Genomic DNA, 18,719 nt, shown 5'->3' with positions numbered 1-18,719 from the left:
ACCGATGACCTCAACCTTGGCAAGGTTGCGCTCTACCAACTGAGCTAGTATCGCAATCTGAAAACGTCTTTCTCCGTTCAGGGCTGCGAATTATAAGAGCATTTTTTTGTGATGCAAGTCCTTAATGCAAAATTACGAAACTTTTTACTCAACTGCTGTAAAAGCACACAGATTTGCAAAAAAAACGGCTCTTATGTCCCTGAAAAGTTAGATAAACGTGATCATTTTATTCGACTAGATGTTAATAATCGTTTTTCGGTAGTACTGCAGCTCGGCGATCGACTCTCGAATATCGTCTAACGCAAGGTGACTTCCCGACTTAGAAAAACCATCTAACACTTCAGGTTTCCAACGACGAGTCAGCTCTTTCAGAGTGCTTACGTCAACATAGCGGTAGTGGAAGTACTCTTCTAACTCTGGCATGTGCTTGTATAGGAAACGACGGTCTTGACCAATGCTGTTGCCACAAATTGGTGACTTACCTTTTGGTACCCATTTTTCAAGAAACTCAATGGTTTGTTGGATGGCATCTTGCTCTGAAACCGTGCTTTCTTGAATTCGCTTCACGAGGCCGCTGCCAGTGTGAGTCGTTGTACACCACTCGTCCATCTTGTCCAATTCACTCTGAGGTTGGTGAATAGCCAAAACAGGTCCTTCAGCCAGGATGTTAAGCTCACTATCAGTAACGATAGTAGCAATTTCAATGATTTTATGAGTTTCAGGATCAAGTCCTGTCATCTCTAGATCAACCCAAATAAGGTTCTGATCGCTAAAGGACATAAGGCGTCGCCTATTTGTTTATGTGTAAAAGAGGTACTATACCCAAATAACTATACTCAAACTAGCTTTAGGACCATCGAAATCACGTGGTACCAGCAACATCCTGTTTGAGTCCCCAATCATCAAGTTAGATGTGTTAAGTGAAAAATTGTGGCTAAAAAAAAGAAGTTAACCAAAGGTCAAGTACGTCGTGTACGTAGCAACCAGAACAAGCGACTCAAGAAAGAAGATTCTATCCAATGGGATGAGAACATGCTTGGCGGAACCAAAAGCGGACTCGTGATTACGCGCTTTGGCCAACATGCTGATATCGAAGATCTTGAAACTAACGAAGTTCATCGTTGTAACTTACGCCGTAGTATCGAGACTTTAGTTTCTGGTGACCGAGTGACTTGGCGCGCAGGCTTAGAATCAATGGCCGGTATTTCTGGCGTTGTGGAAGCGGTTGAGCCGAGAACTTCAATGCTGACTCGCCCTGATTACTACGATGGCCTAAAGCCAGTAGCTGCGAACGTCGACCAAATGGTTATCGTATCGGCTGTGCTACCAGAGCTATCACTTAATATTATCGACCGTTACCTAATTGCTTCAGAAACGGTAAACATCGCGCCGCTTGTTGTACTGAACAAGGTCGATCTACTGACTGATGAGCAGATTGCTGAATACCGTGAAACACTTAAAGAGTACGAGAAGATCGGCTATAAAGTGATGTTCGTGAGTAAAGAGTCTGGCTACGGCATCAAAGAGCTGGAAGCTGAACTCAAAGACCGCATCAACATCTTTGTTGGTCAATCGGGTGTGGGTAAATCAAGCCTAGTGAATGCATTAATGCCTACGCTAGACATTGAAGAAGGCGAAGTCTCTGAGAACTCAGGTCTTGGTCAGCACACAACCACGGCAGCTCGTTTATACCACTTCCCTTCTGGTGGTGATCTGATTGATTCACCAGGAGTGCGTGAATTCGGCCTATGGCACCTAGAGGCCGACGAAATCACTGAAGCCTTTATCGAGTTCAAGCCTTACCTTGGCGGTTGTAAGTTCCGTGACTGTAAACACATTGATGACCCAGGCTGCATCCTGCGCGAAGCGGTAGAAAACGGAAAGATCAGTCGATTACGTTTCGACAACTACCACCGCATCATTGAAAGCATGGCGAGTAACAAAGATAACCGTCAGTATTCACGCAACAAAAAAGCCGATCTCTAATCGCGTTTTTGTGAACAAATGTGTGCATTTACTGACAATTGGCGCGAATTTAAGTAACATCTCGCGCCCTAAACCGTCATCGACAGATTTAATTGAAAAACAATTAGCATTGGAAAATTAATACAATGGATAAGATTAAAGTTGGATTGCAGTACTGGATTCCACAACATGGATTAACTCGCCTAGTCGGCAAACTTGCGTCTGCTAAAGCGGGCGGCTTAACGACAGCGATCATCAACTGGTTCATCAAGCAATACAAAGTGAACATGGATGAAGCTCTGCATAGCGATCCAAAACACTTTAAAACATTCAATGAATTCTTCGTGCGTGAATTGAAAGAAGGCATGCGTCCTATCGCTGAAGGTGAGTCTGTTATTGTTCACCCTGCAGATGCACGTGTGAGCCAATTTGGCCCAATTACTGACGGTCAACTGATTCAAGCGAAAGGCCATAACTACTCAGCTCGCGAGCTATTGGGTGGTGATGCTGCGCTAGCGGATGAATTTAAAGACGGTGAATTCGCAACGCTTTACCTGTCTCCAAGTGATTACCACCGCGTGCACATGCCATGCGACGGCACACTGCGCCAGATGATCTACGTTCCAGGTGACCTTTTCTCAGTTAACCCGTTAACGGCAGAAAACGTTCCAAACCTATTCGCACGTAATGAGCGTGTCGTTTGTATCTTCGATACGGAATTTGGCCCAATGGCACAAGTGCTGGTTGGCGCAACGATCGTAGGTAGCATCGAGCAAGTATGGGCAGGTACCATCACCCCACCTCGTGGTAACTCGGTTTACAAATGGGATTACCCTGCACAAGGTGACAAAGCAATCATCTTGAAGAAAGGCGAAGAGATGGGCCGCTTTAAGCTTGGTTCAACCGTTATCAACCTGTTCGCTAAAGATGCGATCAAGTTTGACGACACTATGCAAAATGGCGAGAAAACGGTTCTTGGTACACCTTTCGCGCACATTGCTGGCAAAGAAGCGCAAGCAAATGACGATGTTGTTACCGATTCTGCTGAGAACACTGACCAAGCTTAACAATTTGAGTTAACTCATTTAAGCTTTCAAGGCGCGTTACTTTTTCTATTTCAGAGAAGAACGCGCCTTTTTCTTAACTCTACCGATTCATTTGCTACTCAAGCTCTAACAACTCAATCTTTCAAACCCTGCCCAGCCACCTGCTGCTTCTCACTCTTGTCTCTAATTGCCCAGATAAAAGATTGACCAAAAACAAAACAACTGTCGAAACCTTAAACAACTTTTTGATTTTCCAACCCGTCTCCAAGTACCAGAAATCCAGATAACTTACTCTATTTGAAGATATTTTATTTATAGGGTCTTTGTACATGCCTAAACTCAATGTTGGCGTTCTGGTCAAGCTGTTGATTTGTTTTGCGATTCCCTTAGGCGTGTTATTCATGCCGATAGATTCAATACCAATCGATGATCTCACGCTGATTCAACACCGCCTGTTGGCGATATTCTTATTAGCAGCCCTGCTGTGGGTGCTTGAACCTGTTCCGGTATTCGCCACTTCCATTTTGATCATTGCGCTTGAACTGGTGATGATATCTGACAAAGGTTTACACCTATTTAGAAATCCACCAGCGGGGCACGATCTCGGTGAGTTAATCAAATATACCGACATCTTCGGTGCATTTTCGTCACCGATCATCATCCTTTTCATGGGTGGTTTTGCTCTTGCGATATCCGCATCCAAGTACGAACTCGATAACAACCTAGCTCGAGTGCTTCTCAAACCATTTGGTACAGAGCCGCGCTTCATTATGCTCGGCTTAATGCTGATCACCGCCGTGTTCTCAATGTTCATGTCAAATACCGCAACGACGGTAATGATGCTTGCGCTGCTCGGCCCTATCGTGGCATCTGCACCAAAAGGCGATATGGGTATCAAAGCGCTCGTGTTGTGTATTCCCATTGCTGCCAATACTGGCGGTATCGCAACCCCAATCGGTACACCGCCCAATGCCATCGCGCTGCAATACCTAACGGGTGAAAATACCATCGACTTCCTCAGCTGGATGATGATGGGCTTACCCTTTGTGATCATCCAACTCACCATCGCTTGGTTTCTTCTACAAAAACTCTTCCCTTCTAAAGAAAGAAACATGGTGCTCAAGCTTGATGGACAATTTAGAAAGAGCTGGCGAGCGATTGTGGTTTACATCACCTTCGCTGCGACAATCTTATTGTGGATGACCACCAAACTGCACGGCATGAACACCTATGTCGTGTCTATCATTCCACTGGCTGTGTTTACGCTCACTGGCATCATGGGCAAAGAAGAACTCAAGCTGATTAACTGGGATGTGTTGTGGCTGGTCGCAGGTGGTATTGCGATTGGTATTGGCTTAGATAAAACAGGCTTAGCCGCTGCACTCGCACACGCAATTGACTATGAATCGCTGTCACCTGCAGCTGTGGTACTGACATTGTCTATCGTGTGTTGGTTAATGGCGAACTTCATGTCAAACACTGCGACGGCCAACTTGCTGATGCCGATAGCCGCTGCAATTGGTGCTTCCATGGAAAGCCTAGTTGCGATTGGTGGTCTGCAAGGCTTGCTGGTTGTGGTCGCCTTCTCTGCGTCACTTGGCATGATTCTGCCCGTATCGACACCACCAAACTCACTGGCCTACTCGACCGGGCTTATCGAAAGCAAAGACATGGCGAAGATGGGCATCATCTTAGGTATTGTGGGCTTGCTGATGGTTTACCTCGCCCTGTTTATCATCACCTAGCACGTTAATCCCTACTAATGCCCTTCCAGATAGTAATCACGTCTTTGCTATCTGGAAGGTTTAGTGCATATTGAATCCCCCACTTCTACATTTTGACACGGACGTACACTTCAATGGGATTCGAATGGCTGGCTCTTGCTGCCGCTTTTCTTTGGGCCATCGCGAGCCTGATGTCAGTAAAGCCTGCTCAACACTTAGGTTCTTTCGCCTATAGCCGTTGGCGCATGGGTTGCACCGCTATCATCTTATCGAGCATGGCTTGGTTTACTGGTGGCTGGTCAACTGTCGAAGCAGACCTAGTCACGCCGATGATGCTATCTGGGCTAATTGGCATCTTCATTGGTGATACCGCTCTATTTGCCTGTTTGAATCGAATGGGACCGCGCCAAGCAGGTTTGCTATTCTCTTGTCACGCCGTGTTCTCGGCGATTCTCGGTTACTTCCTGTTTAGCGAAAGTATGACTTCGGTTGAGCTGATTGGATCGGCATTGGTATTTAGTGGTGTATTAACTGCGATATTCTTTGGTCGTAGAGGACAAGCCAACAACCAACTCGAAACCATCAAGGGCACCGTGTGGATTGGCGTTGCTCTTGGAATCACAGCTGCGATTTGCCAAGCACTGGGTGGCATCATCGCCAAACCCGTGATGCAAACCAGTATCGACCCAATTGCTGCCTCTGCCATTCGAATGATCACCGCCTTTTTTGCCCATTCCGCATTTCGCTTAACGGGCGCCAAGCTCTCACGCGCAATCAACCCGATGAATGGTCAAATATTTGCGATTACCGCAGTTAACGGTTTTTTAGCGATGGCGGTGGGAATGACGCTGATTTTGTATGCGCTGCAGGAAGGTAATGTCGGCATGGTCGCTCTGTTATCTTCAACCACGCCAATCATGTTGTTACCAATACTTTGGCTGTACACCAAACAGAGACCAAATGCCTACGCTTGGATCGGTGCCATTGTTGCCGTAGTGGGTACTGGTATTCTAGTCAGCTAGCTAGTGAAGTTAATTGGCAGCTGATTGGAAACTGAGAGTGAATAGCTAATGACTATTCACTCTCAGTAAAAACAAAAGCAAAAAGTTAAGAACGTGGGAAAGGAAAAGCCGTCACGTCATCGATGTGGTCATAACCTAACGCCAGCATGATCAGACGATCAATACCTAAAGCAACACCCGCACAGTCTGGTAAGCCCGCTTTTAATGCCTCAATCAAGTGATGGTCAATCGGTTGAGGCGATAAGCCCATCTCAATACGTTTGGCATTGTCATCTTCAAAGCGCTTGAGCTGCTCTTGTGGTTTATCTAGCTCATGGAAGCCGTTTGCTAACTCGATGCCTTTGAAATACACCTCAAAGCGATCCGCCACTCGCGAATCCTCAGGGTTAATCTTGGCCAATGCCGCTTGTGAAGCCGGAAAGTCATAAACAAACGCAGGCACTTGTTGCCCTATCTTCGCTTCCACCCCAATACTAAACAGCAACTGCAGCAAGGTGTCACGGTCTTGTTCTGGATCTGCAATGTCGCTGAGCCCAAGTTTTGCTGCGGCTTGCTTTAGCGTAGCCATCGAATCTTCCAGGGGACACACACCTAACACGTCAATAAAGGCTTGTTGGTAAGTCATTCGCTCTGCTGAGCCCGATTTAAGTACCTGCTGTAACAGCAAATCCATTTCATCCATCAGGTCATGGTGATCAAAGCCAACGCGATACCACTCCAACATGGTGAACTCAGGGTTGTGGTAACGGCCATTTTCTTCGTTACGGAAAGACTTACAAATTTGGTAAATACAGCCACTGCCCGCCGCTAATAGACGTTTCATATGAAACTCAGGGCTAGTCATAAAGAATAGAGGCTGACCGTGCGCATAACCCGGCCCTACGAATTCAGTTTTGAAAGTATGCAAATGCACGTCCGTCACCGTGGCGTGGCTCATCGCAGGCGTATCCACTTCCATCACGTTTCGCTCAGCAAAGAACTGACGGATTTGATTAAGGATATCAGCACGTTGCTTTAACTGCTTAATGGTTGCGGCTGGTTGCCATGTTGAGTGCATTATTAAGTTCCATATTACTGAATTCTAGGCGACGGAAATTACCACCTTTCGCCTCTTTTGTAAGCTTCTATCTTTCTATAGATGGAAGCAAAATGTTGCTTTAATGAAGCCAGAAAATTACGTTCTACAATACAATTATCAATACAGCTTTCACATCCACATTGATAACAAAAATCATACTCAACAAGCCGTTAACACAAGTCTTGTGGGTTAATCGTTATCAACAATTCATTGCCGTGATTGCAGTCACATAACCTATAATTTCTATGCCTCCATATGCACTACCGACCTAAAAACCCAAATGCATCAACTTTTCGAATACCTTCCTCTCTTACACTGAACCTACCACTTAAGGCTTAGGGGTGATAAACGGTTGATGCCGTTTAAGTACTCTCTAAATGCTTTTTATAATAACAAGCGGAATACTCCGCATCACACTGGAGAATAACTGTGAAGACAATTACCACAGATATCGCAGTCATCGGCGCAGGCGGCGCTGGTCTTCGTACAGCAATTGCAGCAGCTGAAGCTAATCCTGAATTGGAAGTAGCACTGATTTCTAAAGTTTACCCAATGCGTTCGCACACGGTGGCAGCAGAAGGCGGTTCAGCAGCGGTAATTAAAGACGAAGATAGCCTAGATAACCACTTCAACGATACTGTTGGCGGTGGCGACTGGCTATGTGAACAGGATGTTGTTGAATACTTTGTTGAAAACTCGACTCGCGAAATGATCCAAATGGAACAATGGGGCTGCCCATGGAGTCGTAAAGAAAACGGTGAAGTAAACGTACGCCGATTCGGCGGTATGAAGGTAGAGAGAACGTGGTTCGCAGCGGATAAAACCGGCTTCCACATGCTTCATACTCTGTTCCAGACTTCGATGAAGTACGACACAATCAAACGATTTGATGAGTACTTTGTGGTGGACCTTCTCGTAGAAAACCAGAGCGGCGTTGAAGATGGCGAAGTACAAGGCCTAATCGCGATTCACATGTCTGAAGGTGAGCTTGTTACCATCAAAGCAAAATCTGTTGTTCTAGCAACCGGCGGCGCAGGTCGTGTTTACCACTGTAATACCAACGGCGGCATCGTAACTGGCGACGGTATGGCAATGGCTTATCGCCACGGTGTACCACTGCGTGATATGGAGTTCGTTCAATACCACCCAACAGGCCTACCGGGCACTGGCATCTTGATGACCGAAGGTTGTCGTGGTGAAGGCGGTATCATCGTCAACAAGAACGGCTACCGTTACCTGCAAGATTACGGCATGGGCCCTGAAACTCCAGTGGGCGAGCCGAAAAACAAATACATGGAACTGGGTCCTCGTGACAAAGTTTCTCAAGCATTCTGGCACGAGCAGCAAAAAGGCAACACCATCAAGCACCCACTTGGTGATGTCGTACACCTTGACCTTCGCCACCTTGGTGAAGAGTACCTGCAAGAGCGTCTACCGTTCATCTGTGAGCTTGCAAAAGCGTACGTAAACGTAGACCCAGCAAAAGAGCCAATCCCAATTCGTCCAACCGTTCACTACACCATGGGTGGTATTGAAACTAACGGCACGTGTGAGACTCGCATTAAAGGCCTATTCGCCGTTGGTGAATGTGCTTCAGTTGGCCTACACGGTGCAAACCGCCTAGGTTCTAACTCTCTGGCTGAGTTCGTGGTATTTGGCCGCGTTGCTGGTGAAGAAGCAGTGAAACGCGCTGCTGAATTCAAAGGCTGGAACGAAGAGTCTATCGCTAAGCAAGTGAAAGCGGTTGAAGATCGCATCGCAGGCATCTTGGCTCAAGAAGGCGACGAGAACTGGGCTGATATCCGTACTGAAATGGGTCACACCATGGAAGCGGGTTGTGGTATCTACCGTCAAGAAGACTTGATGCAAAAGACCATCGACAAACTCACTGAACTGAAAGCTCGCTACAAGAAGATCAGCATTAAAGACAAAGGCAAAGTATTCAACACTGACCTACTTTACGCTATCGAAGTGGGTTACGGTCTTGAAGTTGCAGAAGCGATGGTTCACTCAGCGATCCTTCGTAAAGAGTCTCGCGGTGCACACCAACGTCTAGACGACAACTGCACAGAACGTGATGACGTGAACTTCCTGAAACACTCTCTATCTTTCTACAACGAAGATGCAGCACCAACCATCGACTACAGCGGCGTTAAGATCACCAAATCTCAACCTAAAGCTCGTCTGTACGGTGAAGCTGCAGAGAAAGCCGCTGCCGCTGAAAAAGCAGCAGAAGAGAATGCTAAGAAGAGCGAAGAGGAGCAAGCATAATGTCAGCGAATCGAATCCAAAAAATTGAAATCCTGCGTTATGACCCTGAGCACGATGCAGAACCTCACTTTCAAACCTTTGAAGTTCCGTTTGATGAAACCATGTCAGTACTTGATGCGATCGGTTACATCAAAGACAACCTAGATAAAGACCTGTCTTACCGTTGGTCTTGTCGTATGGCGATTTGTGGTTCTTGCGGCATCATGGTTGATGGCGTGCCAAAACTGGCGTGTAAGAGCTTCTTACGTGACTACCCGAATGGCTTCAAGATTGAGCCTTTAGCTAACTTCCCAATCGAAAAAGATTTGATTGTCGACATGACGCCGTTCATCGAGCGCCTTGAAGCGATCAAGCCTTACATCATTGGTAACGACCGTAAGCCAGAAGACGGCACCAACATCCAAACTCCAGAGCAAATGGCGAAATACAAGCAGTTCGCTGGCTGCATCAACTGTGGTTTGTGTTACGCAGCATGTCCTCAGTTTGGTCTAAACCCTGAGTTCATCGGCCCTGCGGCACTTGCTCTTGCTCACCGCTACAACCTAGATAGCCGTGACAATGGTAAAGCCGAACGTATGAAGCTTATCAATGGCGACAATGGCGCTTGGGGCTGTACGTTTGTAGGTTACTGTTCTGACGTTTGTCCGAAGAAAGTAGACCCAGCGGCTGCAGTAAACCAAGGTAAAGTTGAGTCTTCAATGGACTTCGTTATCTCGATGTTCAAGCCTGATGGATCGCAAGTAAAAACAGCAGAGGAGGCATAATATGAGCAATCGTAAGCCTTATGTTCGTGAGATGAAGAGAACGTGGTGGAGCAACCATCCGTTCTACCGCTTCTACATGCTACGTGAAGCGACTGTACTGCCTTTGATTTTATTCACTCTGTTCCTAACCTTCGGTTTGGGTGCACTAGTGAAAGGGCCTGAAGCTTGGGCTGGTTGGTTGAGCTTTATGGCTAACCCTATCGTCGTTGGTATCAACATCGTGGCACTGCTAGGCAGCTTGCTGCACGCTCAAACCTTCTTCAGCATGATGCCTCAAGTAATGCCAATCCGTCTTAAAGGCAAATTGGTTGATAAAAGAATCATCGTACTGACTCAGTGGGCAGCGGTGGCTTTTATTTCTTTAATCGTTCTTGTTGTGGTGTAAGGAGCTTTCGTTATGAACACAAATTACAAAGTAAAACCTGTTAACCACAACCCACAACGCTCTGATGAGCCAATCTGGTGGGGTCTATTCGGCGCTGGTGGTACTTGGTTCGCGATGATCACACCAATCACGATTCTAGTGTTAGGTATCTTAGTGCCAATGGGCATCATTGATGCTGACGCAATGAGCTACGAGCGTGTGTCTGAATTCGCCACCAGCATTATCGGTGCGCTATTCATCATCGGTACGCTAGCACTGCCAATGTGGCACGCAATGCACCGTCTTCACCACGGCATGCACGACCTTAAGTTCCATGTCGGTGTTGCGGGTAAAGTTGGCTGCTACTTCGTTGCAGGCCTAATCAGCGCATTGTCTGTTATTTTCATCTTTATGATTTAAGAGTTAAATAGAAAACGCCTAGGTTTGACCCTAGGCGTTTATTCTATGCTAGATGATAAGTCTATGCGTTACGGCTATTCAAACCCCACAAATCGCATCACACCCGAGAATATCTCAGCTTCTCCCTCTGCCGGCGCAGGGTTGCTCCAGGTTGGATCGCTCCAGAAGGATTTAGTCGTAATATACTCTCCATCTTGATCAACCTTATTCCAGGTGTCTTTGGCTCCTATAAATTCCTCTTCGGTTATGGTTAAGGTCACCTCACCATTCAAAATCACCCAATCGAACCCGAACAATCCCTCATCATCGTCAAAGTAGCCAGTACCGTTACTATGGAACACAACCTCTTCTTCAACTACAGCCATGACGGTGCCATTTATCTCCCAAAGATCGATGAGCTCCCAACGAGAACTTTCACTGCCATTACCTGTGAAATCAGACTCTATAAACTGAGCACCACCAACGGTACAGTTGGCGACTGCGCTGTCATAGTCCGAACGAGTGCCAAAGTCAGAGGGTTGGTCCGTAAAATCATCCCACGGTGAATCACCATCCTCACAGACCGTTACTGTTCCCTCGTAGGTAACATTTGTAAGCACCTCCTCGGAACCATCCCTAGAGATACTTAATTCGTCATCAGTTTGTGATACAAGTACCCATTGCTCGGTTGAGGTATCTTCATAAGTTACCACCATGGTATTAGCTGAAGTTTTCATCCAACTGTTCCCATAGGTCTCAGTGCCATCATTGCCGATATAGCTCATACTGCCGTTATCATGGAAAAAGAGGGTGTTACCATCATACTCCATCAATACCAAGTTAGTCGGGTCAAACTGCAGAGCGTTTCTATCTTGTTGCACCACGGTATCTGCCCATATCCAACTTTCAGTCACACCGCCTAACGTTTCTTCCTCGAAGAACTTAATTGACCAAGTTTGCTCCATTGACTCTAATAACGCCCAGTAAGTCGTGAAGCTCTCCGATTCATCAGAATAGCTAACCTTAATAAAGCCATCTTCTATGGCCCAGTCATCGATATAGTCACCACCCTCACTCTTCAATACATGTACAGTACCATCAGCATTGAACAAGTAATCACGAGTATCTCCATTGCCTTTAACGCGTTGGAAGTTTAGACCCTCGACCATCTCACTGGTAATGTGAGTTCGACCGCCACAATCCGTGATCGCCGTTTCGTAGTCACTCATACTCGGGATAGGTTGCCCCTCAACAGGTTCTGCATCACCGATGTAGCACTCTTCAAGCACAATCGGACGATCTTGTTGAATAATAGTATCCATCCAGATATAGCTACTTGATTGACCGTCCACAACTTCGTTCTCATAGAACTTGATTGACCACGTATCATCCAACGAATCTAACAGTGCCCAGTAAGTCGTGAAGCTCTCCGATTCATCAGAATAGCTGATCTTAACCAAGCCATCTTCTATGACCCAATCGTCAGTATAGTTACCGCCCTCTCCCTTCAATACATGCACTGTGCCATCAGCATTGAACAAGTAGTCACGAGTATTTCCATTGCCTTTAACGCGTTGGAAGTTTAGACCCTCGACCATTTCGCTGGTAATGTGAGTTCGACCGCCACAATCCGTAATCGCAAGCTCATAGTCAGCCATGATTGGGCTTGACTGATCATCGCTATCACCCAAGTAGCAGGTAAATAGGTAATCGCTCAACACTACACCATCTTCTATAGACTGTGCGGCAATACCATTGAAAGCGTACATAGTATCGTCCGACGGTTCAGCACTTGGCGCCTCAATCTCACCTACCGTAAGTTCACCATTGTACATGCTAAAGATCATGGTAGGCGTATCCCCCTCTCCCATGTAGGGCATAGCCTCAACTGGTACGGTAAATTCGACGATATCTTCACCGTGTAATGTGTAACGTAAGTAATCCGCAGTAGCGACGCGACTTGCCGTTCCTGCGTCCCAATCAAAGAAGTAATAATGCGCCGTGCCATCACTCACTAACTCGATATCAAAGTCTAGATAGAGGCCAACAGAGGTAGTAAGATCTGTGGAAACCGACTCACCGGCCGACTGCGACACAATAATGTCGTCCAGACTTGTAATAGAGCTACCATCCGTATCATAACCGACGTCAGAGAACCTCACGTACGGACTACCACCCTCCCATAGGAAGTACTGGTTTACGGCTGGAGAGAAGGTAAACATTACCGCTTGTGAGCCTTCAGCGAACCTCGCCTCTTCCATGAAGTCGAACCACTCAAAGTAGACTTCATACAATGCCATACCCGATAGGTTTACCACTTCTGATTCTACTGAATAATAGAAACTGGAATTGTCTTCTGGATAGGCAATAAGTTGCTCTCCAGAGAAGTCTATCGTATAACCTACCGGAGTTTGCCAGCCGTTTTCAGTGAGCTGTACGTCCCCCTCAGCTTCAAGTGGTAGCTGGATAAAGGATTGATCACCACGGTACTGTATGAGTTCCGTAAGGGTTAACGTATCACCGCCATAACTCAAGGTTTCTTTAAACAGAATATCTACGAACGATAGTTCGCTCCAATCGCTGAAGAATCCGTAAAGAGTCCCCTCTTGCTCCGCAAACTCTTGGGCGGTAATAGTCCACTTATTTGGGTCGGTTGGATAAAGGTCTTCACCGTCATAAACGCCGTCTTCATCTGAATCAGCATTATTCGGATCTAAACCTTCGGTTGCATTCTCATGGTTATCGCCTAAACCATCACTATCAGAATCCGCCCACTCTAATGAGTCATAAGGGAAGGCATCGCTATTGTCGCCAACATAGTCACCATCACTATCATCCCATTCATTTGGATCATTAGGGAAAGCATCCTCGTAGTCTTTAAAGCCATCGTCGTCGCTATCTTGATTTAAAAACTCTGCAAGATAATCTTGCGCAGCTGTCTCGTCTAAGAAGAACACTCCTAGACTGTTATGCCAACTAAACGCTTCCTCCGTTAGGTCCATGCTCCAAGTGTCTATGCCCCTGCGATAGTAAGCATTGTGCCAAGGCCAAGGATTCTCAACATCCGGGACCATAAGCACCATATCAACGTCATTCACTCCGGTGAACGAACCAGGAACCACACCACTATCACCAAGGTTCAATGTAACCAGTGTTGGAATACCCGTATAAGTCAATAGGTAGTCTTGCGTTACAACGTGCCATTGAATTGGCCCATTGTCATCGTATTGGAAGCTGCTTGTAGGTAACAGCGTAGCGTATCGGCTCAGGCCTGGAATGATTTGGTCATCAATAAGCTCCAACTCTGTGCCAGCAACACGGGCATCCTCTACCTGTTGTGGTAGATCAACAACCGCTTGTGTTCCCCACTCATCAAATGAGGTAGCAACCCAAAGGCCATTAGATTGTTTCTGGTAAACGCGATAGGCCTGTCCGACATTATCAGTGTCAGTCGTAAATGAATAATCCGCTAATGGGTAGTGCTGCCACTCTATGTGTTTATTTTTTTCCACATCACTGACAGAACGAGACACGGCATTCCATTCTTGGAACAAGGTATTGATTGGATCACTATCGACAATGAGTAGTGTGTTCGTTTCCTCGTTTAGAACCGAACGCTCTCCACTTTCAAGAACATCACCATTGATTAGCACCTCTTTGCGGTAATAGTTCCAGTACGAGGTGAGATCGTCCCATTTGCCATCATTAAAGTTAAAGTCTGCGTACTCATGGAATTCACCATCTTGTGGGTTTGCCCATATTGGTGTCGAATATTCGTAGACATAGCTACCATCAGGGATATTATTAAATCGAAGTTCAACATTGATGTAACCGTCTGCACCCCAGTCCTGCTTAGACTCCACGAAACTCTGCACGTAATCCTGCGTTACAGTGGTTAAAGTCTGAGCCCATTGAGCTTGATGGGTTTGAACATCGTCGATATCAAAGCCATTTACCGTGTATTCGGTTAACGTTTCGACCGCTTGAACGCCCTCTGCGACGTCCTCAAATTCCACTGATACACTATGTATTGTATCTATTTGAGATAAGTCATTTGGGTGAACTCTAGATGTTAAGGCTACGCCTTGTTCATAGACACGACCATTACCGCCGAAACCGCCCTCAAGAGATGCATCACCCTCATCGATATAGCGCCAATACGTCTCGCTTGTTTCGGTTCTAGTACCAATTTCAAGAGACATGCCTTCGTAACGTGCAGTACCATCGAGGTTATAGTCGTACGCAAAGGTCTGGATACGAGTAAAGTCATCATTTAACAGGTGATCGACACTTTGTGTCGTGCCATATACCACGTCATCAGCAGTGATATATTGAGTAGTTATGGTGGTAACAATCTCTCCGCTATTCAGTGTCTCAACCATTTCTTCGACCTCAATATCCAGTGTAATGATATCGCGATCTGTTATGTTGAAAATTGCTACATCAGTTGCACTAACATTGGCCACAACATCAGCAATTGACTTATTTCCATCCTCTGGATGAACATCGGCATTATTACCAACGCCATCACCGTCCACATCGACCCATTCGGTCGCATCGGTTGGGAATTCATCAACATCATTGTTGTAGCTGTCGTTATCCGTATCGTTTGGATACGGGTCATCCTCGTTATCGCCTAAGCCATCATCATCCGTATCTGCCCATTCGGTCGCATCGGTTGGGAATTCATCGGCATTATTACCAACGCCATCACCGTCCGTATCTAAGGACTCGTTGGGATCCGATGGGAATTTATCGGCATTATTACCAACACCATCACCGTCCGTATCTGCCCATTCGGTTGGGTCATTATCAAATACATCTTGATTGTCACCATAGCCATCAGAGTCATTATCAGCCCACTCAGTTGGATCTTGTGGGAAGACATCATCAATACTGTCTACCCCATCCGAATCATGGTCACCAGCACGAGAACGATCCGTTGGAAACGCATCATTGGCATCAGGGTAGATGTCATCTTCTCCGTCCACCGTATCATCATTTAGGTCGGCATTATTACCGATCTCATCACCATCGGAGTCCAGACTTTCATCGGGATCATTCGGAAAGTCATCTAAGTCATTGGGGACGCCGTCATCATCTGTGTCATTAGAAAAATCGACACCCTCTGTCGCACCACCAACATTATCAAATGTCTTATCGCTATCACCTGCAACTTCTTCAATTTTCTTTTTGATTTCATTATTCACAGATGCAATCACAGAGATAAACTTAGTCCCTTTATCTTCACTTTCAGCAACTTCTTGCAACTCTTGAGGAGATGAAGGCAAAACATTTGAATCAACCAAGTTTTCAGCGGCATAAGCGGCAGCCTCAACACCTGACTCAACAAAATCACCTAAGATTTCATCTTCATCTAAGCCTAGCTGATCAGCGACTTGCTGAATGGCAGCTTGCTTTGCTGCTTCAACCGCAGCAGCATCGTCAGAATCTGTAGTGTTTTGCTCGATCAATACGTGAACTAGCGTACTCAAAGGGGTGACATCTTTTTCACCTGGAGGGGCTGACATAATATAGTCGTCAGACACCGTAACATCAGGTTCATCTTCATCAATCGTCTGCCCGGAGATCGCTTGCACAACGACAGGGTACTGTTCAGGGTTGTCGACATCGGTGACGTCTAAATCTGCAACACCACCCTCACCAGAAATAGCATTAGGCTCACCGTCGTCTAAAACATAGTTGCCGTTAAGGTCTAACCAAATTCGAGCATGACGTAAATAACCATCAATGGCAGTCACACTGTATTTAGTCGTTTCAGATGGGGAGTTGGGAGTCGAGGGAGTCTCACTCGGAGTCGTGGTTGACACGGTTGTATCATCGTCATCACATCCTGAAAGCCCGACGATACTAACCAAACCAAGAGCCAACGTAATTGCATTAAGTCTCATATCAATATCCACATAGTTGCTTAATAACATCGCGTATAAAGCTAGTAGACTCTACTCATTCTAACAATATTGTAATCAGATTCCCTTCCCTTCATACACATTCACAAAATCAATGCCAAACAGTCACATATTGAATTGAGAGATTTTTGTTGCGATATATAAACGCCAACAACACCTTGTAAATCTATAAGTTAGATAAAATTTTTGATTTTCATCCAGAATACAACCAAAATATGACACTGGTCACATAATGTAGCCTTGTAACCATTATGAATCGCATCTGGCTTACTCACTCTTGATTTTCAAGCTCTTCGTATCCCGAATCTCGTTTACGCGTGTCTGCTCTTCTGCTTTTCCCCGATCTCCAGATACAAAAAAGGCCGCCTAAGCGACCTTTTTCAGATACTTGAAGTCAATTACTTCACACGACCAACGTATTCGCCAGTACGAGTATCAACTTTAACAACTTCACCGATAGCGATGAATAGAGGTACGCGAACTACCGCGCCTGTTGCTAGAGTTGCAGGCTTACCGCCAGTACCTTGTGTGTCGCCTTTAAGGCCAGGATCGGTTTCTGTTACTGCGATCTCAACAAAGTTTGGTGGAGTTACTGTGATAGGGTTATCATTCCACAACGTTAGAGTACATACGTCGTTTTCAACTAACCATTTAGAAGTCTCGCCTACTGCTTTTGCATCAGCAGCGATTTGCTCGAATGTTTCGTTGTTCATGAAGTGGTAGAATTCGCCATCGCTGTATAGGTAGCCTAGTTCAACGTCTACAACGTCCGCTAGTTCTACTGTATCGCCTGACTTAAATGTTTTCTCTAACACTTTGCCTGACAGCAGTTTACGAAGTTTAACACGGTTAAACGCTTGGCCTTTACCTGGCTTAACGTATTCATTTTCGATAATTGAGCAAGGCTCGTTATCCATCATGAATTTTAAACCGCCTTTGAATTCATTGGTGCTTACTGACGCCATGATTTTCTCTTCCACATCTTTGAGTTAATTTCAATGCCGCATATCATAACCCGAAAAGTCGAATCTGTTGAGCAAAACTGGCTCAAACAACTATCGAATGCGATCTCTGACCCGACAAAACTGCTTGAGGCATTGGAAATAGACCCAACACCATGGCAAGCAGGCTTCGCTGCTCGTGAGTTATTTGCACTTCGGGTACCTCTTAGCTTTGTCGAACGAATGGAAAAAGGCAACCCACACGATCCATTGCTACGACAAATTTTACCGCTAAGCGAAGAGTTTGAGGTACACCAAGGCTATTCCGCTGATCCACTGGAAGAGCAAGACAACGCCATTCCTGGGCTACTGCACAAATACAAGAACCGTGCACTGATGATTGTGAAAGGCGGTTGTGCGATTAACTGCCGCTACTGCTTCCGTCGTCACTTCCCTTATCAAGATAACAAGGGCTCGAAGTCGGTTTGGCAAACCAGTCTCGACTATGTGGCGGCTCACCCAGAGATCAACGAAGTTATCTTGTCGGGTGGTGATCCACTGATGGCAAAAGATAGCGAACTAGAGTGGCTAATTCATGCTATCGCACAAATTCCACATGTGAAAACAGTTCGAATTCATAGCCGATTACCGGTTGTGATTCCCGCTCGAGTAACGGATGAACTATGCCAATTGTTAGCTCAAACTCGCCTTAATGTGGTGATGGTGAGTCATATTAACCATGCCAACGAAATTAACTTAGAGCTCAAACAAGCTTTCCACAAGCTTAAGTTAAGTGGTGCTACTCTGCTCAACCAAGGCGTGATGCTTAAAGGCGTAAACAACAGCGCTAACTCATTGAAAGAATTAAGCGAAAAGCTATTCGACGCCGGTATTTTACCTTACTATATGCATGTACTTGATAAGGTTCAGGGCGCAGCGCACTTCTATATTTCAGATGAAGAGGCGAAGCGTCACTTTAAGGGATTAATCTCTGAGGTTTCTGGCTACCTCGTACCTAAGTTAACTCGTGAAATTGGCGGCCGCACTAGTAAGACACCACTCGACCTACATATTGAATAACTCTATCTAGAGCAATGGTCGCTTCTTATCGTATTGAGTACCAAGAAGCGACAGAGACCACGACACTAGCCTTCACCTTAACAACAAGCGGCTGCTAGGTTTTAAGTAATCTTTATCAATCGTTAAGACAAAAAG

The 18,719-nt window shown here is 45.9% G+C and carries 13 protein-coding genes; 9 read left to right on the top strand and 4 right to left on the bottom strand.

Annotated features, from left to right (window positions below):
- Positions 1-234: 234 nt before the first annotated feature.
- Positions 235-780 (bottom strand): oligoribonuclease, encoded by a 546-nt coding sequence (gene orn / locus ACED41_RS18320; protein ID WP_010434065.1) that lies wholly within the window; start codon positions 778-780, stop codon positions 235-237.
- A 150-nt stretch (positions 781-930) separates the two neighbouring features.
- On the opposite strand from orn, the gene rsgA reads away from it, so the two are divergent.
- The 4 genes from rsgA (at position 931) to ACED41_RS18300 (ending at position 5,757) form a co-directional block, all read left to right on the top strand.
- Positions 931-1,986, top strand: a complete 1,056-nt coding sequence (gene rsgA, locus ACED41_RS18315; RefSeq protein ID WP_017061306.1) for a small ribosomal subunit biogenesis GTPase RsgA — start codon at positions 931-933, stop codon at positions 1,984-1,986.
- A gap of 125 nt (positions 1,987-2,111) precedes the next feature.
- Positions 2,112-3,032 (top strand): archaetidylserine decarboxylase, encoded by a 921-nt coding sequence (gene asd, locus ACED41_RS18310; RefSeq protein ID WP_017063172.1) that lies wholly within the window; start codon positions 2,112-2,114, stop codon positions 3,030-3,032.
- A 308-nt stretch (positions 3,033-3,340) separates the two neighbouring features.
- The gene (locus tag ACED41_RS18305; protein WP_017061303.1) at positions 3,341-4,756 is read left to right on the top strand and encodes a DASS family sodium-coupled anion symporter; all 1,416 of its coding nucleotides are present in this window, start codon (positions 3,341-3,343) and stop codon (positions 4,754-4,756) included.
- A 113-nt stretch (positions 4,757-4,869) separates the two neighbouring features.
- Complete coding sequence (locus ACED41_RS18300; RefSeq protein ID WP_371725429.1) at positions 4,870-5,757, top strand: DMT family transporter; 888 nt, start codon at positions 4,870-4,872, stop codon at positions 5,755-5,757.
- 85 nt (positions 5,758-5,842) lie between these two features.
- On the opposite strand, the gene epmA is transcribed toward ACED41_RS18300, so the two are convergent.
- Positions 5,843-6,814, bottom strand: coding sequence for an elongation factor P--(R)-beta-lysine ligase (gene epmA, locus ACED41_RS18295; protein ID WP_371725427.1), 972 nt, complete (start codon positions 6,812-6,814; stop codon positions 5,843-5,845).
- A 450-nt stretch (positions 6,815-7,264) separates the two neighbouring features.
- Between epmA and frdA the strand changes: the two genes are divergently transcribed.
- Genes frdA through frdD form a run of 4 tightly spaced genes read left to right on the top strand, consistent with a single transcriptional unit; the run spans position 7,265 to position 10,654 of the window.
- A complete protein-coding gene (gene frdA, locus ACED41_RS18290; protein ID WP_102332660.1) occupies positions 7,265-9,106 on the top strand; it encodes a fumarate reductase (quinol) flavoprotein subunit in 1,842 nt (613 codons plus the stop codon).
- On the top strand, positions 9,106-9,870 hold the full coding sequence (locus ACED41_RS18285; RefSeq protein WP_009847917.1) for a succinate dehydrogenase/fumarate reductase iron-sulfur subunit: 765 nt from the start codon (positions 9,106-9,108) through the stop codon (positions 9,868-9,870). The genes frdA and ACED41_RS18285 overlap by 1 nt, the downstream gene beginning before the upstream one ends.
- Position 9,871: 1 nt before the next feature.
- Positions 9,872-10,255, top strand: coding sequence for a fumarate reductase subunit FrdC (gene frdC, locus ACED41_RS18280; RefSeq protein WP_048607793.1), 384 nt, complete (start codon positions 9,872-9,874; stop codon positions 10,253-10,255).
- 12 nt (positions 10,256-10,267) lie between these two features.
- A complete protein-coding gene (gene frdD / locus ACED41_RS18275) occupies positions 10,268-10,654 on the top strand; it encodes a fumarate reductase subunit FrdD (RefSeq protein ID WP_017067166.1) in 387 nt (128 codons plus the stop codon).
- 74 nt (positions 10,655-10,728) lie between these two features.
- Here frdD and ACED41_RS18270 read toward each other — a convergent pair whose 3' ends face one another.
- Both ACED41_RS18270 and efp read right to left on the bottom strand, forming a co-directional pair.
- Entirely contained in the window at positions 10,729-16,545 is a 5,817-nt protein-coding gene (locus ACED41_RS18270; protein ID WP_371725426.1) for a hypothetical protein, read from the bottom strand.
- Positions 16,546-16,961: 416 nt separating this feature from the next.
- Positions 16,962-17,528, bottom strand: coding sequence for an elongation factor P (efp, locus tag ACED41_RS18265; protein ID WP_017067165.1), 567 nt, complete (start codon positions 17,526-17,528; stop codon positions 16,962-16,964).
- 33 nt (positions 17,529-17,561) lie between these two features.
- Here efp and epmB point away from each other — a divergent pair, with 33 nt between their 5' ends.
- Positions 17,562-18,584, top strand: coding sequence for an EF-P beta-lysylation protein EpmB (epmB, locus tag ACED41_RS18260; protein WP_104216255.1), 1,023 nt, complete (start codon positions 17,562-17,564; stop codon positions 18,582-18,584).
- Positions 18,585-18,719: the final 135 nt, after the last annotated feature.

The organism is Vibrio sp. 1F255, from assembly GCF_041439145.1.
GTDB classification, from domain to species: Bacteria; Pseudomonadota; Gammaproteobacteria; order Enterobacterales; family Vibrionaceae; genus Vibrio; species Vibrio crassostreae_C.
This window is presented reverse-complemented; position numbering and strand designations above follow the sequence as displayed.